Raw genomic sequence first — 23,419 nt, 5'->3', positions numbered from 1 at the left:
ATCGCGAGGGCGACCACTCCGAGCGCGACGCCGTGAGTCTTGGCCAGTCGGGTGATCAGTGCGAGTGCGCGTTCCTTCGTCAAGGGCGCGCGGTGGGGTTGCTCGACAGTCTCAGACCTTGATCCGCTCGCCGGCCGGGTCGTACATCGGCCGCAGCGACACCTCGGCCGGGTGACAGGTGCCGGCGACGTCGACCTCCCACGTGCCGGTGCGCAGCCACTCCGGCGTGACCGGCTCGTCGCCGTGGGAGACGAACGCGAGACCGACCGCCCCGCCGAGCGTCCAGCCGTACGACGCCGCGCGGACGTAGCCGACCGCCTCACCGTCGCGGTGCACGACCTCGGCGTGGAACAGCAGGGGCTCAGGGTCGGTGAGGCGCAGCTGGACCAGCCGTTGCCTCATGCCGCCCCGCTCCCCATCGGCTGACTTGCGCGCGAGCACCGCGTCGCGGCCGAGGAACGGCTTGTCCAGGTCGAGGGCGAACCCGAGACCGACCTCGAGCGGGCAGTCGGTGTTGTCGATGTCGTGGCCGAAGTCGCGGTAGGCCTTCTCCATCCTCAACGAGGCAAGGGCCTTGAGGCCCACCGGCCGCAGGCCGTACGCCGCGCCCGCCGCCGCGACGGCGTCGTACACCCCGACGGCGTGGCCGGCGGGGACGTAGAGCTCGTAGCCGAGCTCGCCGAGGTAGGTGATGCGCACGAGCAGCACCTCGACGTGGGCGAGGGTGACCCAGCGGGCCGTGCGGAACGGGAACGACTCGGTCGACAGGTCGGCGTCGGTGAGGGTCGCGAGGACCTCGCGGGAGCGAGGGCCCTGGACGTTGAGCTGGCCGTAGTCGGTGGTCACGTCGGTGACCGTGACCCCGTCGGTCAGGTGGCGACCGAGCCACGCGAGCACGTGGCCGTGGGCGGTGTCGGAGGCGACGACGAGGAAGTCGTCGTCGGCGAGCTTGGTGACGGTGAGGTCGGCCTCGATGCGACCGCCCTCGTTGAGCCACTGGGTGTAGGTGATCGTCTCGGTCGGCCCGTCGACGGGGCCCGCAGACAGGTGGTCGAGCACACGGCCGGCACCCTCGCCCCGCACGCGGAGCTTGGCCATGAAGCTCATGTCCATCAGGCCCACAGCCTCGCGGACCGCGCGGTGCTCCGCCTCCCACTGCTCGAACCACGGCGCGCGTCCCCACGTGGGCTGGGGATCCGGGTGCTCGCCGGGACCGGCGAACCAGTCGGCCCCCTCCCACCCGGAGACCTCGCGCATGAGTCCGCCCTGCTCGACGAGCCGGTCGTGCACGGGTGAGAGCAGCTGGTCGCGTGCGGAGGTGAGCTGCTTGCCGGGTGTGTGCGCGGCGTACACCGTGCCGAGGATCTCGGTCGTGCGCGCGGCCCGGTAGGCGTCGTCGGCCTGCCAGGGCCGGAAGCGAGCCACGTCGAAGCCGGTGACGTCGACGTCGGGGCGGCCCTCGACGATCCAGTGCGCGAGGACGCGGCCGAGCCCGCCGGCCGACAGGATGCCCACGGAGTTCATCCCGGCGGCGACGAAGTAGCCGCGGATCCCCGGCGCCTCGCCGACCGCGGGCGAGAGGTCCGGCGTGAACGACTCCGGACCGCAGAAGAACGTGCGCACGCCGACCTCGAGCGTGACCGGCACGCGCGCCATGGCCTTCTCCAGGAACGGCGCCATGCGGTCCCAGTCGGGCGGGAGCGTGCCGAACGAGAAGTCCCGAGGGATGCCCTCGACCTTCCACGGCGAGGCCCGGGGCTCGAAGAGCCCGACCATCATGCCGCCGCCCTCCTCGCGGTAGTAGCCGTAGGACGCGGGGTCCTCGAAGATCGGTGCGTCCGGGTCCATCCCGTCGATCGTGTCGGTGATCAGGTAGTAGTGCTCCGCGGCCTGGTTGGGGATCACCAGGCCGTTCTGCGCGCCGAGCTCGCGTGCCCACATGCCGGCGCAGTTGACGACGTACTCCGCCTCGACCGTCTCGCCGGTGGACGTGCGTACGCCGGTCACTCTCTCGGTGGTCGAGCTTGTCGAGACCAGCACCTCCTCGACCCGCACGCCCTCGACCACCCGCACGCCGAGCTGCCGCGCACCCTTGGCCAGCGCGGTGGTCACGTCCACCGGGTTGACCCGCCCGTCGCCGGGGACGTGGAAGCCGGCGAGCAGGTCGTCGGTCCTCGCCCACGGGAAGAGCTCCGACATCTCGCGCGGGGAGATCTCCTCGACCTCGAGGCCGAGGTGGCGCTGGAAGGCGGCGACCCGGCGGTACTCCTCCAGCCGGTCGGTGTCGGCCGCGGCCTCGATCAGCCCGACCGGCTTGAACCCCGTCGACTGGCCGGTCTCGGCCTCGAGCCGGGCGTAGAGGTCGCGGGAGTGGAGGCGGATCCCGGTGCTCGTCTCCGACGTCGAGCCGAAGCAGGTCATCAGCCCGGCGGCGTGCCAGGTCGTGCCGGAGGTCAGCCGGTCGCGCTCCAGGACGAGCACGTCGGTCCAGCCCGCGTGGGCGAGGTGGTAGGCGATCGAGCAGCCGATCACCCCGCCACCGATCACGACGACGCGGGCGCGGCTGGGGAGCGCAGGAGGAGTCACCGGGCCAGGCTAGGGCGCTCGTCGACGCCGAACCGCACGGGTTCATATTCGAATGTGCGTTTGTATATCGTCCGCCTCGCAGCTATACTGATCGCATGCAGACCCTCACCCCGATGACGGCGCCGAGCGGCGTCGCCGTGCTCGAGGGGCTGCGCGACGCTCATGCTGCCCTTGACCGGGGACTCCTCCGGGACGACCGTGGCCAGGTCGTCGGCTGGGCCTCGATGGCCGGCCTCGACTCCGACGAGCTCGCCGAGGCGATCCGGCTGCAGGCCTCCCTCGAGGCGCGCATGGCCGGTCTCGGCCTGCACGTCCTCGCGGCCGCGGAGGCCTCGGACGCCAAGGCGACGACCGCCGCCACCCACACCGAGACCTGGGCCTCGCGCGCGGCCGGACGCAACCGCGAGCGGAGCTGGGGCTCGCTCGGCGTCGCCCAGCACCTGGAGAGCACCTACGCGCACGTCCGCGCAGCCCTCGCGGAGGGCCGCATCACCGACGACCACGCGCGCATCATCGTCCGCGCCTGCGAGAAGGTCGGGGGCATCGTCGAGCGGCTGCGCAGGGACGCACGCGACCGGGGGCTCACCGAGGAGCAGGTCGCCGACGCGGTGCCGACCGTCTCGCCCGAGGAGCTCGCCGCGTGCGAGCGCGTCCTCGTCGACAAGGCCCTCATGATGTCCCCCAAGCGACTGACCGCAGCCGCACGTCGTGTGCTGGCGCCGCTGCGCAAGCGCGTGGAGGTCCGTCTGCCCGAGGTCGACCCGGTCACCGGTGAGCTCACCGAGGTCGACCTCGCCCTGGTCGTCGAGGACGAGCAGGTCCGCGACGCGGAGGACGCCGCGCTGCGCGAGACCTACCTCTTCCTCCACGAGCGCGACGACGGTTGCTGGGCGGGCCAGTTCGTCCTCCCGCCGCTGGCCGGGCAGGCGCTCCGCAACCGCCTCGAGCACCTGACCGCTCCCCGCCGCGCCGCCCAGCGCGTCGCCGCCGGCGAGGAGGGTCACGGCTCGATCACCGTCGAGCCGACCGACGGCGCCACCCTCACGCACGGGGAGCGGCTCGGTCGAGCGCTCTGCGAGATCATCGAGCACCTCCCGACCGACGGGTTCGGCCGTGGCGGGGCCGTCGACGCCGCGATCGTGGTCCACATCGACGAGGGCAAGCTGCGGGCCGGCCTCGGCAGCGCGCCGCTCGCCACCGGGGGCGACCTCTCCGCGAGCGAGGCGCGCCGGCTGGCCTGCAACGCCGGCATCCTGCCGCTCGTCCTCTCCGGCGACTCGGTCCCGATCGACCTCGGCCGCGACAAACGGCTGTTCTCCCGACATCAGGCGATCGTCCTGTCCGCCCAGCACGACACGTGTGCCGCGCAGGACTGCGAGAGGCCGTTCGCCTGGTGCGACCTCCACCACCTGCTCGAGTGGTCCTGCCTCGGACCCACCGACCTGGACAACGCGGTCCCGCTGTGCGGTCATCACCATCGCCGCATCCACGACCCGCTCTACGAGCATCGCGTCCATCCCGACGGCTCGATCACCTTCGAGCACCGCTGGCCGAGTCGGCGTCGCCGGACCTGGGTGCCGCACGTCCCCTCGTGGGCCGCCTGACGGTGCGGTCAGGCGTCGCCCGCGACCAGGACGACCCGCAGCGTGCGCGGCCCGTGCACGCCCTCGACCCGGTCGAGCTCGATGTCGCTGGTCGCCGACGGGCCGCTGATCCAGGTCTGCGGGCGGGTGGGGTCGAGAGCCGTGACGGCGTCCGGCACGCCCGGCACGACCTGGTCCTCGCGGACCACGCAGACGTGCAGGTCCGGCACAAGGCTGAGCGCACGACGCCCCTGACCCGGACCGTGGGTGAGCACGATCGTGCCGGTCTCGGCGATGCCGAGCGTGGCCATGGTGACGACCGCGTCGATCCCGTCGAGCTCGGTGGGTGTGAGCCCCGTGTCCTCCACGGGGTGAGGGACGGCCCGGTCGAAGCCGGGGGGCACGACCGTGGTGCGGTCGCCGAGCAGCTCGGTCAGCACCGCCTCCACCTCGTCGGCGGTGCAGCGGTGGACGGTCGCCGTGTAGTCGGCGACCCGTTCGGCGAAGAGGTCGACGAGGTCCGTGGCGGAGTGGTCTCGACTGATCGGTCGCTGCGCTCCCTGCTCGACCACCGCTCGTGGCTCGACCACCGATCGTGGCTCGACCACCGGGGGTGGCGGGGCTCCTTCGAGCGCCGCGCGGACGCGGCCGAGGATCTCCTCGCGGGCGTTCACGACCGGCCTCCGTCGGTGCGCTTCCACCAGGCGCGGAACGACTCCTTCGGCGCGGGGGGCAGGTCGCGGGCGCCGGTCCAGGCCGACGCCCCCACGCGGCGTACGACGGCCAGGCCGGGCCGCGTGAGCCGCTCGGCCGCTCGCAGGAGCCCGGGCCGCCGGAAGGTCGCGGCGGCGGCCTTCATCGCGACCGCCTCGGGCCTCGGCACGCCGCCGCGATGGGCATCGACGACCTGCGCCCGCAGGTCGACCAGCACCGAGGGGATGTCGATCTTGACCGGGCAGACGTCGTAGCAGGCCCCGCAGAGCGAGGAGGCGTAGGGCAGCGAGTCGACCTGGTCGTCGACACCGACGCCGCGCAGCAGCGGGTTGAGGATCGCGCCGATCGGGCCGGGGTAGACCGAGCCGTAGGCGTGGCCGCCGGTGCGCTCGTAGACCGGGCACACGTTGAGGCAGGCCGAGCAGCGGATGCACCGCAGCGCCTGGCGGCCGACCTCGTCGGCGAGCGCGCGGGTGCGGCCGTTGTCGAGCAGGACGACGTGCACCTCCTGCGGGCCGTCGCCGGGCGTCACGCCGGTCCACGTCGAGGTGAAGGGATTCATCCGCTCACCGGTGGACGACCTCGGCAGCAGCTGGAGGAAGACGTCGAGGTCGGCCCAGGTCGGCACGACCTTCTCGATGCCCACCACGGAGACCAGCACCTGGGGCAGCGTCAGGCACATCCGGCCGTTGCCCTCGGACTCGACCACGACGAGCGTGCCGGTCTCCGCGACCGCGAAGTTGGCGCCGGAGACGGCGACCTCGGCGCGCAGGAACTTCTCGCGCAGGTGCAGCCGCGCTGCCTCGGCCAGGTGCGCGGGCTCGTCGTCGAGACCTTCCGGCGCCGGGCGACCGGCTCTCGCCATGCCGGCAAGGAAGATCTCGCGGATCTCCGCCCGGTTGCGGTGGATCGCCGGCACGAGGATGTGGCTGGGCAGGTCGTCGCCGAGCTGCACGATGAGCTCGGCGAGGTCGGTCTCCCACGCCGAGATCCCCTCCTGGGCGAGGGCCTCGTTGAGCCCGATCTCCTGCGTGGCCATGGACTTGACCTTCACGACCTCGTCGACGTGGTGCGCCTTCGCCACGTCGGCGACGATCCGGCAGGCCTCCTCGGCGTCGCGCGCCCAGTGCACGGTCGCTCCCGCGCGGATCAGCGACTCCTCCAGACGCACCAGGTGGGTGTCGAGGTCGAGCAGCACGCGGTCCTTGGTCGCCGCGCCCGCGGTGCGCAGCTCCTCCCAGTCGTCGACCTCGGCGACCACCCGCGCGCGCTTGTCCCGGATCGTCGCCGTGGCGTGCGCCAGGTTGGTGCGCAGCTGGGTGTTCGCCAGCGCGATGCGCGCCGCTTCGGGGAAAGGCGGCATGCCGAGGAACGTCCCGGTCACGTCCCCTCCTGCGCGGCCAGCACCTCGGCGAGGTGCATCACGCGTACGCCGGCCCGCTCGCGCGAGAGCAGTCCGCCCACGTGCATCAGGCACGAGCTGTCGCCGGCGACCAGCACCTCGGCCCCCGTGGACCGCACGTGGCGGGCCTTGTCCGCGCCCATGGCCACCGAGGTGTCGGCGTTCTTCACCGCGAAGGTGCCGCCGAAGCCGCAGCACTGCTCGGCTCCGGGCAGCTCGACCAGGTCGATGCCGCGCACCGCGCGCAGCAGCCGCAGCGGGCGGTCCCCGACGCCGAGCATCCGCAGCGAGTGGCAGGTCGGGTGGTAGGTCACGCGGTGCGGGAACGACGCACCCACGTCCTCCACCCCCAGCACGTCGACAAGGAACTCGCTCAGCTCGAAGACCTTGGGCGCGGTCTCCTCGACGGCTGCGACGAAGGCAGGGTCGTCCGAGCGACGGGCCACGATCGCGTGCTGGTGCCGCGCACACCCGGCGCACGAGCCGCTCGGCGTGACCACGGCGTCGTACCCCTCGAAGGCGCGGACGAAGGTGCGCACCACCGGCACCGCCTCGTCGAGGTAGCCGGTGTTGACCATCGGCTGGCCGCAGCAGGTCTGTCCCTCGGGGAAGTCGACGTCCACGCCCAGTCGCCGCAGCAGCGTCACCACGGCTCGGCCGGTCTGCGGCACCAGCGCGTCGTTGATGCACGTGACCATCAGGGCGACCTTCACGCCGCCATCCTGCACTGCGCCCGGGCCGTCGTCACCGTCCCGCGAGGTCCGGTGGGAGCGGACGGCTGCACTCCTCGCCCTGGCAGTCGCGCAGTCGCGCGAGGACGTCGGCCAGCAGGCGCAGACGTCCGGCGTACGACGGCCGGCGCGCGAGGTTGACGTACTCGCGTGGGTCGCGGCGTAGGTCGTAGAGCTCGTGGGCCCCGGAGGCCAGGTCGACGTAGAGGTAGCGCGGCGTGCGCAGGCCGATGGCGAACCGGACGTCGCGGTCGCCTCCCGGCAGCACGGCCCGGCCGGCCCAGTCGGTCCGCCGCTCGATCTCCGGGTGCTGCGGTCCGGTCTCGGTCAGCACGCCGCGGGTCCAGCCGCGGTCGCCGTGCCGCGCCACCCCGAGCAGCGACACCCCGTCGACCTGGGTCCGCGGGGTCACGCCGGCGAGCTCGGCGATGGTCGGGGCGAAGTCGATGGAGCTGAACGGGTCGTTCCTGACCTGGCCCGCGGGGATGCCCGGCCCCCGCATCAGCAGCGGCACCCGCAGCGACGGCTCGTGCGGCCAGATCTTGCCCTCGCGCATCCGCTGCTCACCGAGGAAGTAGCCGTTGTCGGAGGTGAACACCACCAGCGTGCGGCCGAGCTCGCCACTGCGCCGGAGGGCACGAACGGTCCGCCGCACCTGCTCGTCGACGACCGACAGGGCCTCGGCCCGCTGGCGCGTCACCTCCAGCAGCGCTGCCTTCTCGGCCGCGTTGAGCGCAGGCTTCTGGAGGTAGCCGGGCTTGTCGCGGAAGTCGGGGTCCACCCACGACACCCCGGGCGCCTGGCGGATCCTGCGGTCGAAGGCCCCCTTGACGTCGTTCGGCCGCGCGGTCGTGGGGAACGTCGTCACCTCACCGTCGTCGCGCACGACGGGGCCCGGGTCGTCGGGCTCGACCGGCCAGCCGTGGTGCGGCGCGGCGAAGGAGAGGTAGAAGAGGAACGGCCGCTCGGACGCCGCCCTCCGGGCGATGATCCGCTCGCTGAGGCGGCCGTAGACCCGCGTCTGGTAGCGACCCTCGTAGGGGGTGAAGCCGTGGCCGTTGCGGCTCAGGGTGGTGTCGAAGAAGTCGTAGGTGTCCCCGGCGTAGGGGCTGAACGGAGCGAAGCCCTGGTCGAACGACGCCCTCCAGTCGGTCCACCCGGGCGGCACGTAGGACAGCGAGGTCCCTCCCGACGACCGCGGCGCCGGCCACTTGCCGAAGCCGTTGAGGTACTTCCCGACGTAGGTCGTGGTGTAGCCGGAGTCGTGCAGCCAGGTGGCGAACGTCGACCGGTCGTCGAACGACGGGAAGGCGTAGGGCAGCAGCACGCTCATCACGCGGTGGTTGTGGGCGTAGCGCCCGGTGAGCACCGAGGCACGGGCCGGGCAGCACAGCGGGTAGGGCGAGAACGAGTTGCGGAACCGCACGCCCTTGTCGCCGATCATCCGGCGGGTCCACGGCATGAAGCGCAGGTCGTCGTCCCGCATGTCGTCGGTCATGATGAACACGACGTTGGGCCGCGGCCGCAGCACGACGCGGGGCTCGACCTGCTGGACCTGCTGGGCCTGCCCGAGGGACGTCGTCCCCGGTGCCGTCCGTCCGGTGCTGGGTGAGGACGGGATGCCCGCGACCGCGGCCGCCAGCAGCACCACGAGCGCCCCCCGCCACCGGCCCACCATGTCACCCCCTTCGGTCGGCACCCACCGTAGGGGTCCGGACGCGTCACCGGCAGAGTCGGTCGTACCCGGGCAGGGGTACGACCGGCCCGTCCTCGACCGGCGGTCAGGCGAGGCCGAGCACGCGGACGTAGAACGCCAGCTCGCGCTCGAGGGCGTCGATGATCGTCTCCTTGCGGCGGAAGCCGTGCCCCTCGCCGTCGTACACCTGGAGCTCGACGTCGCGACCGGCCTCGCGCAGGGCGGCCGCCAGCTCCTCCGCCTGCGCAAGGGGTACGACGAGGTCGTCGCGTCCCTGCAGGAGCAGCAGCTCCCCGTGGAGGTCGGCGATGTGGTTGATCGGGGAGCGCTCGTCGTAGGTCGCCCGCCCCTCGGGCCACGGGGCGACGAGACGGTCGAGGTAGCGCGACTCGAACTTGTGCGTGTGCTCGGCCAGCGCCCCGAGGTCAGCGACGCCGAAGAGGCTCGTGCCGGCGGCGAACGCGTCGCTGGTGGTCATCGCGCGCAGCACGGCGTAGCCACCGGCGCTCCCGCCTCGGATCACCAGCCGCGAACCGTCGGCGTGCCCCGCCTCGGCCACCGAGCGGGCACCCGTGACGATGTCGTCGATGTCGACGGTGCCCCAGCGACCGAGGAGGCGGTCGCGGTAGGCGCGACCGAAGCCCGTGCTGCCGGAGTAGTTGACCAGGAGGACCGCGAAGCCGCGAGAGGTCCAGAACTGCGTCGCCGCGGAGTAGCGCATCTCCGCGCGACCGGTCGGGCCGCCGTGCGCCATCACGACCAGTGGGGGCAGGTCGCCCTCGGGCCCCGTCACGTCGGCGTTGCGCGGCTCGAAGCGGACGCCGTGCACCTCGTCGCCCTCGGAGTTGCGCCAGGTCCACGGCAGCGGCAGCGAGACGTGCGCCGGGTCGGGCGTCTCGTCGCGGGGGTTGAGCACCCGCAGCGGGCCCGCCGCCGGGCCGCGCAGCACCACGGACGGCCCCTGCCCGTCGCCGCGCTCGAACGCGACCTCGCCGTCGGTGGCGACGAGGTGGTCGTTGAAGGTCCCCGCCTGGGCGAGCGGTTCGGTCACCCCGGTCCGGGCGTCGAGCACGCCGACGCCCTGTCCGTCGAGCCGCCACCACCGCACCAGCGCGCGGTCGGCGTCGAGGACGGCGAAGTCGCGCATCCCCAGCACCCACTGAGGACTGCCGTGGTCGGCCCGCTCCTCGTGCACCGCCACCGGACCGTCGCCGGTGTCACGGTGCAGCAGCCACCAGCCGGACTCGTCGCCGATGAACCACAGAGCCCCGTCGGGCCCGAACTGCGGCTGCAGCACCGAGACGCCCTCGCGGCCGGCGACCACGACGACGTCGGCGACCCCGTCGGCGGTCAGCCGCGCGCGGAGCAGCCGGGTCGAGTCCCACGGCATGTGGGGGTGGTCGTAGGTCACGAACGCGATCTCGGCGCCGTCCGGGGAGACCGCCGGCCGCGAGACGAAGTCGTTGCCCGTGTGGAGCACCGTGCCCCCGCCCTCGTTGTCGCCGCGCAGGTCGAGGCGCACCAGCTCGTTGGCGGGCTCGGGCTCGCGCGAGTGGTCCTCGCGCACCGCGTAGACGCGGTCGCCGTGCAGCACCAGGCCGCCGTACCTCCAGGGGCCCTCGGGCGTGATCGCGACCGGCTCCTCGGCGCCGCGGTCCAGCCGCCGCAGCCGCCCGTCGTCGAAGTGGGAGAACACGACCGTGCCGTCCTGCACGGCGTAGCTCCCGCCGCCGTACTCCTGGACGCGCGAGCGGACGTTCCACTCCGTGCCCAGCACGTCCGCGGCGGTCGAGCCGTCGTGCCGCACGAGCGCGACGCGCCCCGCCTCGGTGGGCCGCAGCTCCAGCCAGTACGTCGACGGACCGTCGACCCGCACCTCGTCGAGGCCGACCGTGCCGGTGGCGAGGTCCTCCGGGCTGATCGGGGAGGGCCAGGTGCCGAAGGGAAGGGTCTGCATCCCCCGACCCTAGGACGCCGGGCGTGATGGTCGTAGGCTCCGCGGGTCGGCTGGACGTCGACGTCAACGGCAACGGCACGCCCAACAAGGTGGGCCTCGTCCGCCGCGGGGACACCCAGAACGGGTCGTGGACCGTGCGGGTGTCGGTCGGCTCCCGGGTGGTGACGGCGACGCGCAAGACCGCCGGCTGGTACGGGTCGCCGTGGCAGGGCGCGGCGAACGTCGACGGGCGCCCCGGCAAGGAGCTGTTCCTCGGGGTCATGGCCGGCGCCCACACGCAGTTCTTCGCCGCCCTCGCCTACCAGGGCGGCAAGCTCGTCGAGCGTCACGCGCCGAGCCCTCGTGGCGGGGTGTGGACGATCGACGGCGCCTACGCGATCGAGTACGGCTGGTGGCGCCGCCAGGACGAGCCGCCCGGTGTCGTGCGCCTCAAGCGTGCCGACCGCAACGACGACTGCCGGACGTTCGACGCCCGCATCAGCACCTTCCGATGGACGTCCGACGGCTGGGTGCGCAAGTCCACCAAGCGCTACCCGCACGCTTCGCAGGACTTCGTCAGCGGCTGGGGCGGCTTCCACATCCGCGGCTTGCAGCGCTACTGACCGTCCGGCTCGACGACCAGGTCGGCGTACGTGTCGTCGTCGACGTCGAACCAGCCGAAGCGCTCGCGCAGCCCTGCCAGGTGGTCGATGTAGGTCGTGCGCTCGACGTAGCTGGCGTGCCGCGGGCTGTCGACGTAGTCGATCCCGCCGCGCAGGTCGGGGTGGTCGGTGCGCTTGAGCTCGCTCAGCTCGGCCTTGTGCCGACCGGTCTCGCGGGCGTGGATGTCCATCACGACCAGCTGCGCCATCTCGTCGAAGCGCTGGTAGGCCGCGTCGGCGAGCTCCACGAAGCCCAGCACGTAGAGCGAGTCGTGCTCGCGGGCGCAGATGTTCAGCCACAGCTGGGGATGGCCGCGGTCCCAGGTCAGCAGCGACTCGTCGAGGAAGGGCAGGGCGTAGGTGTAGCCCGTCGCCAGGATCACCTCGTCGAGCTCGACCTCGCTGCCGTCGGCGAACACCGCGCCGCCCGGGGTCAGCCGCTCGACGTCGGGCTTCGCGACGAGGTCGCCGTGCGCGAGGTGGTGGAGCACCTGGGTGTTCATGATCGGGTGGCTGCTCAGCGCCTCGTGGTCGGGCGCGGGGAGGCCGAAGCGGGTCAGGTCGCCCACCAGGGCGTCGAGCATCTCGTCGACGTCCCGGGAGAGCACCATCCCCTTCGGTGGCTCGATCCTGCCGGTCAGCAGGGCATCGGTCGGCAGGCCCGCGATGTGCTTGGGCACGAAGCGGTAGCCCCGGCGCACGGAGAGGTACGCCGCGTCCGCGTGCCGGGCCGCGTCGCAGGCGATGTCGACGCCCGAGTTGCCCGCACCGACGATGAGCACCCTCTTGCCGCGCAGCTCGATCCCGTCGCCGAACGTGTTGGAGTGGCGCACGGTCCCCCGGAACTCGTCCCGACCCTCGAGGGCGGGGAGGTTCGGGTGCCAGGTGACCCCCGGGCACGCGACGAGGCCGTCGTACTCCCGGACCTGGGTGGTGCCTCCCGCGCCGCGCAGCGTGACCCTCCATCGGTCGTCGGGAAGGGGCTCGGCCCGCTCGACCGCGGTGCCGAGCGTGACCATCCGGTCGAGGCCGTAGCGGCGGGCGAACGCGTGCAGGTAGTCGCGCACCTCGTCCCAACGCGGGTAGTCGGGCAGGTGGCTGGGCATCGGGTAGCCGTAGAACCCGCTGGTCCAGCGCGAGCTGATGAAGTGCGCCGAGGAGTACATCGGCGACCCGGGGGCGTCGGCGTTCCAGATCCCACCGAGCTCGTCGTGGCGCTCGAACCAGTCGAACGGCACACCCTCGCGCAGGAGCGCGCGCGCCATCACCATGCCCGCCGGGCCGGCGCCGACGACGCAGTAACGCCTCGTGTAGCTGGGCTTCGTGGTCCGGGTGTCCGGTCGGTGACGGTGCGTGGTGTGCGCGAGGCCGGCGAACCGGCGAGGGCTCCGGCGTCGCAACCGGTCCGCGGCGACCCACCCGGCGACCGCCGCGAGCACGATCACCAGCGGCACGCCGTTGACCACCGGGTTCGTGGCCCCGGTGAGCGTCGCGTAGTGCAGGCACGCGAGGACGAACGCCGCGGTCAGGCCGAGGCTCGCCACGACCGGGGCGGCCAGCCCTCCGAACCAGTGGCGGTCGTGCCGCGTGCGGAAGAACGCCAGCACGGAGAACGCCGTGATCCCCTGCATGAGCACGAGGCTGAGCGTCCCGAGCCCCACCAGCGCCGAGGCGATCACCTCGTAGGGATCCGCGCCCGCGACACCCAGTGCGCCGACCACACCGACGGTCAGCAGCGTCACGACCCCGCTGCCGACGTGCGGGCTCTGGTGCACGGGGTGGTAGCGCCCCCACGCGGCCGGTGCGACCCCCTCGAAGCCCAGCGCGAAGAGGTAGCGCGACGCCGCGTTGTGCAGCGCGATCCACGACGCCAGCACGCTGGTGCACAGCAGGACCGCGGCGGCGTCGAGGAGCGCCGTGCCGCCGTACTGCTCGGCGAGGTTGAAGACCAGGTCGCCCAGCTCGTCCTTCGCGCGTCCGGGCGCGGCCTCCCCTCCGGCGCCGCCGATGATGATCCACGAGGTGAGCACGTAGAACACCGCGATCACCGAGACGCTGATGTAGAGCGCGCCCGGGATGCTGCGCTCCGGGTGCTTCGTCTCCTCGCCGTAGAGCGCCGCGGACTCGAAGCCGATGAAGCTGGTGAAGGCGAACATCAGCGCGATGCCCAGCGAGCCGCCCGCCACCTCGGCCGGGCTGAACGAGCCGGCCGGGAACGCGCCACCGCCCTTCTCCCCCACGACCAGCACGTCGAGCACGAGCAGCACCGCGAACTCCAGCACCATCAGCACGCCGAGGAAGCGCGCGGACACGTCGGCGCTGCGGTAGCCGAACACCGCGACGACCACCGTGCCCACCGCGGCCGGCCAACCCCACGCCAGGTCGATCCCGGACTCGGCGGCCACCAGCGAGACGAAGTAGCCGAACGCCGCGGCGAGCCCGAGGGTCTGGCCCAGGTAGCCCAGCGCCCCGACGTACCCCGACGCGATGCCGGCGCGCTTGCCGAGCCCCTTGGCGACGTAGACGTAGAACGCGCCGTTGTTGACCACGCGCCGCGTCATCGAGGAGTACGCCGCGGCGAAGCAGAGCAGCACGAGCCCGGCCAGGAGGTACGCCGCCGGGAGCGTGATCCCGTCGCCGCGGGCCAGCGCGAGGGGCGCGTTGCCCGCGACCGCGGCCATCGGGGCCGCCGCGGCGATGACCATGAAGACGACCCGCCGGGTGGACAGCACCCGGCGGGAGGAGGGCGCGTCCGGCATGGCCAGAGGATAGGACCGACCGCGGGCTACCGTGCCGTCACGGTCGTCGAGCTTGCCGAGACGTCCAGCGCCGGAGCCCGCTGAACAGCCCGCTCCACCACAAGCCCATGAACACGAGCACGGCGAACCACGGCAGGTGGCTGGTGACGGCCAGCACCATGAGCAGCAGGAAGACCCACGTCAGCCGCACGCCCATCCACCACGACCGGCGCTGCGCCGGCCGGCGGGGCGGGCGCACCGGGGCCGGCGGGGCGAGCGCAGGCAGGTCGCGGAACAGGGGCGCCAGGTCACCGGAGGTGCGGGCCGACCAAGCCGCGTCCGCGCGCTCGTCGAGCTCCTCCTTGGTGAGCCGACCGGCGACGTAGTGCTCACCCAGGGCGGCGATCGCGGACTCGCGCTCGGCGTCGCCGATGCGCACCTGGGGGCCACCGCCGCGAGCTCCGTTGACCGCCCCGGACACCGCACCGGTGAGGGCCGCGGTCCACATCGCGCGCTGCTGCTGCTTGATCCGCTCGACCTCCGCGCGGCGCGCCCAGCGGTCGTCGTAGCGGCCGGTGTGGGGGCCGGTGTGGGGGCCGGTGTGGGGGCCGCAGCTCATGACGGCTCCCCGTCGGCCAGGAGCGTGTAGAGCCGTCGACGGGTCTCGGAGAGGATCTCCGCGGCCTCGGCCTGCTGCTGGCGCGTGCCGGTGGTGATCACCTGCCACACCGCACCCATCACCTGCCCGATGACCGGCTTGAGGTCGCCCGCCTCCCCGCCGGACGTGGGCTGCTGCGCCTCGTCGAACGGGCGCCAGGTCTCGGCGAGCTCCTCGGCGCGCTCCTCGACGTAGACCCGCCCCGCGGCGGTGAGCTGGAGGAGCCGGCGGCCCTCCGGGCTCGTGCCCTCGACCAGGCCCTCGTCCTCGAGCTGCTGGATCGTGGGGTAGACCGAGCCGGGGCTGGGCTTCCAGAGGCCGTTGCTGCGCTCGGCGATCTGCTGGATCACCTGGTAGCCGTTCATCGGCTCCCCCGAGAGCACGTCGAGGATCGCGGAGCGCACGTCACCGCGGCGGACCTTCGGCGCGCCCTTGGCGGACTGCCCGGCCTGCGCGAGCCCGAAGAGCCCGGTCAGCCACGGTGGGGGCCCTGAGGATCTCCAGGCCTGCTGGTGGCCCCAGTCGGACCACTCGGACCAGCCGCCTCCGCGGCCTCCCTGCCAGTGCTTGTTCGGCATCGCCGACCTCCCTCACGACCGTTCGCGATAGTCAGACGATATATCGCCGACAGTCGCCGGCCAAGGGCCCGACGGGAAGGGGCTCAGGCGGTACGACGCGCGTGCGCGACCCGGGTGGCGCTGAGGAAGGACCAGGCCCCGATGGCGGCCCACATCACGTTGGACGCGACGCTCGGCCACGCGGCGTACGCCATGGCGCCCACGCCGGCCAGCACGCCTCCGGCGACGTTCATCGCGGCGTACGTCCGTGACGTCGCGACCAGTCTCCCGTTGGCCATCAGCACGTAGGCCAGCATCGTCCCGATCGTGCCCATCCAGCCCAGCGACGCCGCGATCATGCGCCCGCCTTCCGTTGTCCTCGCAGCCATGACGTCGCGATCCGCGCCCGTCCGAGGACAATGGTGAGGTCCCCAGACGTTCAGATCAATCGCAGATCTCTGCACTCCGCCTTTAGCATTGCTTAAGTGGAGATCGACCCCCGACGCCTGCGTTTCCTGCTCGCGGTCGCGCGCGCCGGCGGCGTGCTCGCGGCGGCTGACGAGCTCGGCGTCAGCGCGTCAGCCGTGTCCCAGCAGCTCGCCCGGCTCGAGCTGGAGGTGGGCCGCCCGCTCCTGGACCGCACGCCTCGCGGGGCGGTGCTCACTGCCGCCGGGCACACCCTCGCCGAGACCGCGGAGGAGGTGGAGCGGTCGCTCGAGGAGGCCCGGGCCCGCCTGGTCGGGGAGGACTCCGACACGGTCGGCTCGGCGCACCTCGGGACGTTCCAGACCTTCCTGGTGACGGTCCTGCTGCCGCAGCTGCCGCAGTGGCGTGCACGGTTCCCGCGCATCCACCTCGACATCGTCGAGTCCGACCGCGACACCCTGGTGCGCTCCCTGCGCTCCGGCGAGCTGGACCTCGCGGTCGTCGAGCTCGACGCCGGCGAGCCCAACCGCGCGCTCCCTCGCGGCGTGCGCGAGACGCCCCTGCTCGACGAGCCGTGGAAGCTCGTCGTCCCGGCCGGCACCACGATCGCGGGTGACGTCGTCGACCTGGCGCGGCTCCCGCTGCCCTGGCTCGGCGCCGAGCCGTCGGCCGCGAGCTGGCAGGCCGTGCGGCGCGTGCGGCGCTCGCTCGGCGTGCGCACCGCGCCCGTCCACACGTTCGCCAACTTCCAGAGCGCCGTCGCACTGGTCGCGGCCGGGGAGGGCTTCACGCTGCTCCCGTCGCTGGCCCTGCACCTGCAGACCATGGAGGGCGTGGACGTGCTCGACGTCCCCGGTCTCGGCACCCGCCGCATCGTCCTGCGTCAGCGCGACACCGGTGACGTCGAGGCCGTCGAGGCGGTGGCGACCCTGGTGCGCGACGCCGCTGCGTCGCTCGGCCAGGAGCTGGTGTGAGCCCGGCCCGGCGGGACCAGCGTCAGGCGAAGCGCCACTCGATGCGCGAGCGGTAGGTCTCACCGGGTCGCAGGACGGCCGAGGGCCACTGCGGGTGGTGCGGGGTGTCGGGGAACAGCTGCGGCTCCAGGGCGAGGCCGTCCCCCATGCGGTAGATGCCGCCGGCCAGCGACGGGACCGGTGCGTCGAAGTTGGCGGTGAACACCTGCAGCCCGGGCTGGTCGGACCACAGCTCCACCCGCGTGCTGGTGGTCGGCGTCGACAGGGTCGCGTGCCGGCGCAGGCCGTCGCCGCGCACGGCGAGGCAATGGTCGAGACCGCACGCCGCTGCCACCTGCTCGTGGCCGCTGCGGGCGGCCTGGCCCACCCGGGTCGGCGCTCGCAGGTCGAACGGGGTGCCGTCGACCGGTGCGATGCCGGTCGGGATCCCCTCCAGGACGGGCAGGTAGTGGTCCGACGGCACCTCGAGCACGTGGTCGTCCACGGTGCCGGCGTCCTGGCCGTCGAGGTTGAGGTAGGCATGGTGGGTCAGGTTGACCACGGTCGGTGCGTCCGTGGTGGCGGTCAGCTCGATGGTCACGCCGTCCCCGTCCACCTGGTAGGCGACCCGCGCCGTCACCGTCCCCGGGAAGCCCTGGTCGCCGTCCGGACTCACCAGCTCGAGCACGACCTCGTCCTCGGTCTGGGAGACCACCTCCCACAGTCGCCGGTCGAACCCGTCCGGTCCGCCGTGCAGCGAGTTCCCGTCCTCGTTGGCGGCCAGCCGGACCTCGCGCCCGTCGAGCTCGAAGGACGCCCCCGCGATCCGGTTGGCATAGCGCCCCACGGTCGCGCCGACGTACGCCGGACTGGCCAGGCGGTCCTCCACGCTGCGGTGCCCGAGGGCCACGTTGCGACGGACCCCGTCCCCGCAGGTGACGGTCAGCGTGTGCAGCGCCGCCCCGAGCGTGAGCACCTCGACCACGGGCCCCGGCGCGGCACCGACCACGAGCACCTCGACCTCGTGGCCGTCGGGCAGCGCCGAACCGGCGTCGTCGGGTGGTGGTCATCCGCGTCATCGCCTCCAGGCTGTCGGCGTGCTCGGGCGGGAGCGAGGGCTTGGAGATGGAGCCGCCTGTCGGAATCGAACCGACGACCTATTCATTACGAGTGAATCGCTCTACCGACTGAGCTAAGGCGGCCAGCGGCTCGCACGTCGGCGAGCCACGGGAGCCGAGTATAGGGGGCGTCGGCGAGCCGGGAACAACCGGTTGACCTGCCACGTTGGCGGTCCATGGCCACCGACCCGCTCACGTCTGTCGTGCCCGCACTGCCACCGATCGCCGAGCAGGTCGCGCGCCTGCGGTCGCTGGGTCTGGAGGTGCCTGGTCTCGACGAGCTCCACCCTCGGGAGCCGCTCGACCACGGGACGGACGGCGCGCTCGTGGCGCTGGCTCCCGGCAGTGTGCCGGTCGATCTCCTCGCCACCCTGCTCACTCTGGGCGACCGGACGGGCTTCGTCGTCGAGGACCTGACCGACGTGGAGAAGTTCCTGCCGACCGTGGGGCTTCCCGCGGGGCAGGCCTACCTCGTCCACGGGCTCGACCGGGGTGACGACCTTCGTGACCGGCGGCCGTCCGAGGCACTGCCCGAGCTCGAGCGCCGCGGACGCAGCCCGCTCACGCTGCAGGAGGGGATCTCCTGGCTGCTCCAGGTGCCCGCGGTGCTGGCCGACAACCACTGCTTCATGACCGTCGGCAGCCGGCGCCCCCGTCCGAGCGGGTACGACGCGCGCACGCCCGCGATCTGGATCAGCCGCGGGACCGGCCGCGACGGTGCCGGGCGCCGGGGTGCGCCCAAGGTCGGGTGGTGCTGGTGGAACAACCGGCACACGTGGCTGGGGTTCGCGTCGTGCACCGGGCGTGGTCGGTCAGCGCCAGGCCCTGAGGCGCGCTCGGCGCCTCGACCGGCTCAGCAGGGTCAGCAGCGTCAGCAGGGTCAGCAGGGTCAGCAGCTGACGGTGTCCGGGGGGACCGTGCCGGAGACGAGGTAGGCCTCGACCGCCTCGTCGACGCACTTGTTGCCGGCCTTGTAGCCGGTGTGCCCGTCGCCGTCGCGCTTGACCAGCACGGCGTCGTCGAGCTGCCTCACCAGGCCCTCGGCCCACGACAGCGGCGTTGCCGGGTCGCGCGTGGTGCCCACGACCATGATCGGCGCGGACCCGGTCGCCCGGAGCGGGTGCGGCTTCTTGCCACTGTGGACAGCCCATGACCCGCACGCGGTGAGGCCCCAGGCGAACAGCCGGCCGAAGGTCGGGGACGCCTTGATGATCGGCCCCTGCACGCGGGCCACCTCGCCGGGGTCGACCCACTCGTCGCGGTCGAGGCAGTTGACGGCGTAGATCGCCTCGCCCGAGTTGTCCTTGTAGCCGTCCTTGCCTCGGTTGAGGTAGGCGTCGGCGAGCTGGAGCAGCACCTTGCCGTTGCCCGCGAAGGCCGACTTGAGGCCGACGTCCAGGGCGTACCAGAAGTCACGGTTGTAGAGCGGCGCCCAGATCCCCAGCACCGCGAGGCCCTCGGTGAGCGGCCGGCCCTCGGCGGCCGGCAGGGGCTCGGCGTCGGTCTGCTCGAGGAGGTCCTGGATCCTGCCGATCCCCTCGTCGACGCTGTCGCCGAGGTAGCAGTCGCCCTTGTCGACGCAGTGGCCGACGTAGGCCCGCAGCGCGGTCTCGAACCCCTTGGCCTGGACCTCGGCACCCTTGACCAGGCTGACCGTCGGGTCGACGGCACCGTCGAGGACCATCCGCCCGACCTTGTCGGGGAACAGGTCGGCGTAGGTCCCGCCGAGGAAGGTGCCGTAGGAGGCGCCGAAGTAGAGCATCTTGGGCTGCCGCAGCGCCGACCGCAGCACGTCCATGTCGCGGGCCGCCTCCTCGGTGGAGACGTGGCGGGTGAGCGCGCCCGACCGAGCCAGGCAGCCCTCGCCGAACTGGCGCAGCAGCGCGTCGGACAGCTGCTGCTCGGGCACGTCGTCGGGGTCGGGGTCGGAGGCGGCGAACTCGTCGAGCTGCTCGTCGCTCAGGCAGTCGATCGGGTCGCTGCGACCGACACCGCGCGGGTCGAAGCCGACGATGTCGAAGTAGGTGCGGATCGGCTTGTTGAAGTAGGTCGTGGCGGCGGCGGCGTAGTCGACCCCGGACGCGCCCGGGCCGCCGGGGTTGACCAGGAGCGACCCCACCTTGCTGTCCTGGTCGCCGGCCGGCACGCGCAGCAGCGACAGCTCGATCGTGCGGCCCTGCGGCTGCGCGTAGTCGAGCGGGACCTCGAGCGTGGCGCACTGGTCACCCTTGCGGCAGTCCTGCCAGTCCAGGGTCTGCCCGTAGTAGTCCTCGAGACCCGCGGGGACGTCCTCGGTGGCCGGCGTGCCGCTGGAGGACGACGCCGACGCCGAGGTCGACGTGCTGGTCTCGACCGGCCGCGGCTCGGGACCGGCGTCGCCGGCGCCGGAGCAGGCGGACAGGGCGAGGGCGGCGACCAGCGCGGTCGCGAGGGTCGAGCGGAGACGGGCGGGCTCAGGCACGAAGTGCCACCATCATCGACTCCAGCGCCAGGAGGGGTGGGGTGTTGAACTCGAGCATCTGCTCGCGGGCAGCGTAGATCGCGTCGATGCGCTGGAGGTTGCTCTCGGGCGTCGTGCGGCGGCCCAGCTCGGTCAGGTCGGGCCGCAGCTCCTCGTTGACCAGCGGCTTGGTGGAGCCGAGCTGGAGCAGGAGCAGGTCGCGGTAGACCGAGACCAGGTCCATCAGCACCCGGTCGACGCTGTCGTTGACCGCGCGCCGCTCCCGCGCCTTGACCTCCTTGTCGAGCTGGGAGACCGCTGCCCGTGCGGACACCGTCGAGCGGGCCTTGCGGTCCTCGCCGTAGACCATCTCGACGTTCTTGAACTCGCGCGTGCGGAACGCCTCGATCTGCTCGGCGCTGTCCTGCTTGGCCAGGTCGGCGATGTTGGCCGCCGCCGTCATGCAGTCGCCGAGGCCGCGCAGCCTGGCGGGCAACGTGATCACCTCGCGGCGCCGGTTGCGCACGGCCTCGTCGAGCGCGAGCGCACGGGCCCGGCCGATGTGACCCTGGGCGGCACGGGCGGAGTAGGCCGCGAGGGCCTCGGGCACGCCGTGGCGCTCGACCAGGAAGCGCGTCACCTCCTCGAGGTGGGGGGTCGTGAGCTGCAGCGTCCGCGAGCGGGACCGGATGGTGGGCAGGACGTCGCTGGGGTTGGGCGCGCAGAGGATCCACACCGTGCGGGGGTGGGGCTCCTCGATCGCCTTGAGCAGCGCGTTGTTGGCGTGCTCGTTGAGCCGGTCGGCGTCCTCGACGACGAGGATCTGCCAGCGCCCACGCATGGGCTTGAGGGCGGCGCGCAGCACCCACTCCCGGGCCAGGTCGACGGAGATGATCATCCGCTCGGTGCTCTGCACGAGCACGTCGGGGTGACTGCCCGCCAGCGCCGTGCGGCACGCCTCGCACTCGCCGCACCCGGCCTGCTCGCACTGGAGCGCCGCGGCGAACGCGAGCGCCGCGTTGGAGCGCCCGGAGCCGGGCGGACCGGTGACCAGCCATGCGTGGCTCATGCCGTGCCCACGAGCCGCCGCCTGGAGGGTCTGGATCGCCGGGGCCTGCCCGACGAGCGAGTCGAAGACGCTCACGCGGTGGCTCCGTCCCGCGGGGACGCTCCCACCAGCAGCGGCCGCAGCCGCTCGCGCACCTGCTCCTCGATCTCCTCGGGCGTCTGCCGGCCGTCGACGACGAGGTAGTGGTCGGGCTGCGCCTCGGCCAGCCGCAGGAACATCGCGCGCACCCGCTCGTGGAAGTCGGCCGACTCGGCCTCGATGCGGTCGCGCTCCTCGAAGCGGGTCAGGCCGTGCTCGGGCGCCACGTCGAGCAGCACGGTGAGGTGGGGTCGCAGGTCGCCGGTGGCCCACCGGGCGATGCGCTCCACGTCGTCGTCGAGCAGGTCGCGGCCCGCGCCCTGGTAGGCGATCGTCGAGTCGACGTAGCGGTCGGTGACCACCACCTCGCCGCGGGTCAGGGCGGGCAGCACGACGCGGTCGACGTGCTCGGCCTTGTCGGCGGCGTACATCAGCGCCTCGGCGCGGTGCGAGATCACGCCGGTCTGCGGGTCGAGCACGATGCGGCGCAGCTCGCGGCCCACCTCGGTGTCACCGGGCTCGTGGGTCAGCAGCACGGAGTAGCCCTCGGCCTCGAGCCACGTCTGCAGGCGTCGCGCCTGGGTCGACTTGCCCGCGCCCTCGCCGCCCTCGAAGGCGACGAAGACGCCGCGCTCGGTGAAGACGCCGGCGCCGGTCGCCGCCAGCGGGTCGGTGGCCGCGCCCGCCTCGCGCCGCAGGGCGCCGCTCAGATCGCTCAACAGGGACCTTCCCTCGTGGTCGTCCATCAGACGGTAGGCCAGCACGCCGACAACCGTGAGCAGCAGGGCCGCGAGCACGATGGTGACCGCGGCGCCGCCGTACTCGAACAGCCTCCCACCGCCGGCCACCTCGGGGCCGAACGCGACGGTGCCGACCAGGCCCGCCAGCAGCGGGGCGACGGCCAGGACCAGCGCCAGCGCCAGGCGTACGGCGGACCCGACGAACGCGAACGTCCTCCCGCGCACCTCGTCGGGCACCTCGAGACCGAGCATCGTCATGCCGTTGATCCACGCCGTCCCGGCGAGGAACCCGACCGCGACGGCGAGCCCGACCACGACCTCGAGGTGGGGCACCAGCGCCAGCGGCACCAGGAGGAGCCCGCACCCGACGAGGGCGAAGCCGAACACGCGACGGCGGTTCATCCGCCTCAGCAGCCGCGTCCCGCGCCACATCCCGAGCCCCATGCCGACGAAGACCGCTCCGAAGAGCACGGCGTAGCCCGCGTCGCCGCCGCCGAGGTCGTCGACGTAGGTCCTCGCCAGGCCGACCACCACCCCTCCGGCGGCGAACGCACCGACCATGCCGGTGACCAGCCCGCGCACGAGCGGCGTGCCCACGACGTACCTCCAGCCGTGCAGCACCGCTGCGACGAGGTTGGTCTCGCCGTGCAGGTCGGCGGGGCCGCGCGGGATCTGGTGCAGGGAGGCGATGACCAGGCCCGAGACGATGAACGAGATGCCGTTGAGCCACAGGGCCAGGTCGACCGCGCCCCGCTCGAGGAAGCCCAGCAGCGACGGGAAGAGCCGGTCGACCGTGGTGAGCAGCGCGAAGAGCGCGGCCGCGGGCACGGCCGAGGCGTAGGTCGTCGTCGTGCTGATCGCGTTGGCCGACTCCAGCTGCGCGGGCGAGACCAGGTTGGGCACGGTGGCGTCCTTGGACGGCCCCCACACCAGGCTGACCGACTCGACCAGCACGGTGACCACGAAGACCCACCACAGCTCGCCCACGAACGGGATCGAGAGGAACAGCAGCCCGCGGACGTAGTCGCCCCAGACCAGGACCGTACGGCGGTCGGTGCGGTCGGCGACGTAGCCCGCGACCGGTCCGACCACCAGCGCCGGGACGACGCGGAGGAAGAGCACGCCGGCGATCGCGTAGTTGCGCGCGGCGTACCCCTCGACCATGAGGTTGGCCATCGCGGTCAGCGCCAGCAGCCCCAGCCAGTCACCGAGGCTGGAGAGCCCGAGCCCGATCCACAGCCGGCGGAACCCCGGGACCCGTAGGACGGGCCCGTCCCCGGTGATCGAGCCTGTCGAGATCACCTCGTCGGCTCGTCGTGGTCTCGACAAGCT

Annotated in this window: 18 protein-coding genes and 1 tRNA gene; 4 read left to right on the top strand and 15 right to left on the bottom strand. The window is 72.9% G+C overall.

The annotated features are described in order from the left end of the window. Positions 1-111: 111 nt before the first annotated feature. Positions 112-2,586, bottom strand: coding sequence for a GcvT family protein (locus J2S63_RS12120; RefSeq protein ID WP_310302408.1), 2,475 nt, complete (start codon positions 2,584-2,586; stop codon positions 112-114). Between the two features lie 95 nt (positions 2,587-2,681). On the opposite strand from J2S63_RS12120, the gene J2S63_RS12115 reads away from it, so the two are divergent. Next, positions 2,682-4,190 (top strand): HNH endonuclease signature motif containing protein, encoded by a 1,509-nt coding sequence (locus J2S63_RS12115; RefSeq protein WP_310302405.1) that lies wholly within the window; start codon positions 2,682-2,684, stop codon positions 4,188-4,190. Between the two features lie 8 nt (positions 4,191-4,198). Here J2S63_RS12115 and J2S63_RS12110 read toward each other — a convergent pair whose 3' ends face one another. From J2S63_RS12110 to J2S63_RS12090, 5 genes are all read right to left on the bottom strand, one after another. Then, entirely contained in the window at positions 4,199-4,843 is a 645-nt protein-coding gene (locus J2S63_RS12110) for a LutC/YkgG family protein (RefSeq protein WP_310302403.1), read from the bottom strand. After that, positions 4,840-6,246 (bottom strand): lactate utilization protein B, encoded by a 1,407-nt coding sequence (locus tag J2S63_RS12105; RefSeq protein ID WP_310306683.1) that lies wholly within the window; start codon positions 6,244-6,246, stop codon positions 4,840-4,842. The genes J2S63_RS12110 and J2S63_RS12105 overlap by 4 nt, the downstream gene beginning before the upstream one ends. Positions 6,247-6,263: 17 nt before the next feature. Further along, positions 6,264-6,983, bottom strand: coding sequence for a (Fe-S)-binding protein (locus tag J2S63_RS12100; RefSeq protein WP_310306681.1), 720 nt, complete (start codon positions 6,981-6,983; stop codon positions 6,264-6,266). A 46-nt stretch (positions 6,984-7,029) separates the two neighbouring features. Continuing rightward, a complete protein-coding gene (locus J2S63_RS12095; protein ID WP_310302401.1) occupies positions 7,030-8,694 on the bottom strand; it encodes a sulfatase family protein in 1,665 nt (554 codons plus the stop codon). A gap of 103 nt (positions 8,695-8,797) precedes the next feature. Beyond that, complete coding sequence (locus tag J2S63_RS12090; protein ID WP_310302398.1) at positions 8,798-10,669, bottom strand: alpha/beta hydrolase family protein; 1,872 nt, start codon at positions 10,667-10,669, stop codon at positions 8,798-8,800. A gap of 23 nt (positions 10,670-10,692) precedes the next feature. Here J2S63_RS12090 and J2S63_RS12085 point away from each other — a divergent pair, with 23 nt between their 5' ends. Further along, entirely contained in the window at positions 10,693-11,271 is a 579-nt protein-coding gene (locus tag J2S63_RS12085) for a hypothetical protein (protein WP_310302393.1), read from the top strand. Here J2S63_RS12085 and J2S63_RS12080 read toward each other — a convergent pair. From J2S63_RS12080 to J2S63_RS12065, 4 genes are all read right to left on the bottom strand, one after another. Then, positions 11,265-14,069 (bottom strand): NAD(P)-binding domain-containing protein, encoded by a 2,805-nt coding sequence (locus tag J2S63_RS12080; RefSeq protein WP_310302390.1) that lies wholly within the window; start codon positions 14,067-14,069, stop codon positions 11,265-11,267. The genes J2S63_RS12085 and J2S63_RS12080 overlap by 7 nt on opposite strands. Positions 14,070-14,106: 37 nt before the next feature. Further along, positions 14,107-14,667, bottom strand: coding sequence for a DUF1707 SHOCT-like domain-containing protein (locus J2S63_RS12075; protein ID WP_310302387.1), 561 nt, complete (start codon positions 14,665-14,667; stop codon positions 14,107-14,109). Beyond that, entirely contained in the window at positions 14,664-15,284 is a 621-nt protein-coding gene (locus J2S63_RS12070) for a PadR family transcriptional regulator (RefSeq protein WP_310302384.1), read from the bottom strand. Before J2S63_RS12070 ends, J2S63_RS12075 begins: the two co-directional genes overlap by 4 nt. A gap of 83 nt (positions 15,285-15,367) precedes the next feature. Then, on the bottom strand, positions 15,368-15,622 hold the full coding sequence (locus J2S63_RS12065) for a CBU_0592 family membrane protein (RefSeq protein WP_310302382.1): 255 nt from the start codon (positions 15,620-15,622) through the stop codon (positions 15,368-15,370). A 126-nt stretch (positions 15,623-15,748) separates the two neighbouring features. On the opposite strand from J2S63_RS12065, the gene J2S63_RS12060 reads away from it, so the two are divergent. Further along, on the top strand, positions 15,749-16,663 hold the full coding sequence (locus tag J2S63_RS12060) for a LysR family transcriptional regulator (protein ID WP_310302379.1): 915 nt from the start codon (positions 15,749-15,751) through the stop codon (positions 16,661-16,663). Positions 16,664-16,685: 22 nt separating this feature from the next. Here the strand turns inward: J2S63_RS12060 and J2S63_RS12055 are convergent, their stop codons facing one another. Together J2S63_RS12055 and J2S63_RS12050 are read right to left on the bottom strand one after the other, a co-directional pair. Further along, positions 16,686-17,681, bottom strand: coding sequence for an aldose epimerase family protein (locus J2S63_RS12055; protein ID WP_310306679.1), 996 nt, complete (start codon positions 17,679-17,681; stop codon positions 16,686-16,688). An 87-nt stretch (positions 17,682-17,768) separates the two neighbouring features. Next, a tRNA-Thr gene (locus J2S63_RS12050) sits at positions 17,769-17,844 on the bottom strand. 92 nt (positions 17,845-17,936) lie between these two features. Between J2S63_RS12050 and J2S63_RS12045 the strand changes: the two genes are divergently transcribed. Continuing rightward, the gene (locus tag J2S63_RS12045; protein ID WP_310302376.1) at positions 17,937-18,695 is read left to right on the top strand and encodes a DUF5701 family protein; all 759 of its coding nucleotides are present in this window, start codon (positions 17,937-17,939) and stop codon (positions 18,693-18,695) included. On the opposite strand, the gene J2S63_RS12040 is transcribed toward J2S63_RS12045, so the two are convergent. Genes J2S63_RS12040 through tmk form a run of 3 tightly spaced genes read right to left on the bottom strand, consistent with a single transcriptional unit; the run spans position 18,650 to position 23,389 of the window. After that, positions 18,650-20,221 (bottom strand): alpha/beta hydrolase, encoded by a 1,572-nt coding sequence (locus tag J2S63_RS12040; RefSeq protein WP_310302372.1) that lies wholly within the window; start codon positions 20,219-20,221, stop codon positions 18,650-18,652. The genes J2S63_RS12045 and J2S63_RS12040 overlap by 46 nt on opposite strands. After that, on the bottom strand, positions 20,214-21,344 hold the full coding sequence (locus J2S63_RS12035) for a DNA polymerase III subunit delta' (protein ID WP_310302369.1): 1,131 nt from the start codon (positions 21,342-21,344) through the stop codon (positions 20,214-20,216). The genes J2S63_RS12040 and J2S63_RS12035 overlap by 8 nt, the downstream gene beginning before the upstream one ends. Beyond that, positions 21,341-23,389, bottom strand: a complete 2,049-nt coding sequence (tmk, locus tag J2S63_RS12030; RefSeq protein ID WP_310302366.1) for a dTMP kinase — start codon at positions 23,387-23,389, stop codon at positions 21,341-21,343. The genes J2S63_RS12035 and tmk overlap by 4 nt, the downstream gene beginning before the upstream one ends. Positions 23,390-23,419: the final 30 nt, after the last annotated feature.

The sequence above is a fragment of the Nocardioides marmoribigeumensis genome, assembly GCF_031458325.1.
In the GTDB taxonomy this organism is placed as follows: Bacteria; Actinomycetota; Actinomycetes; order Propionibacteriales; family Nocardioidaceae; genus Marmoricola_A; species Marmoricola_A marmoribigeumensis.
The sequence above is the reverse complement of the archived record's forward strand: the minus strand, read 5'-3'. Positions and strand labels throughout refer to the sequence as shown.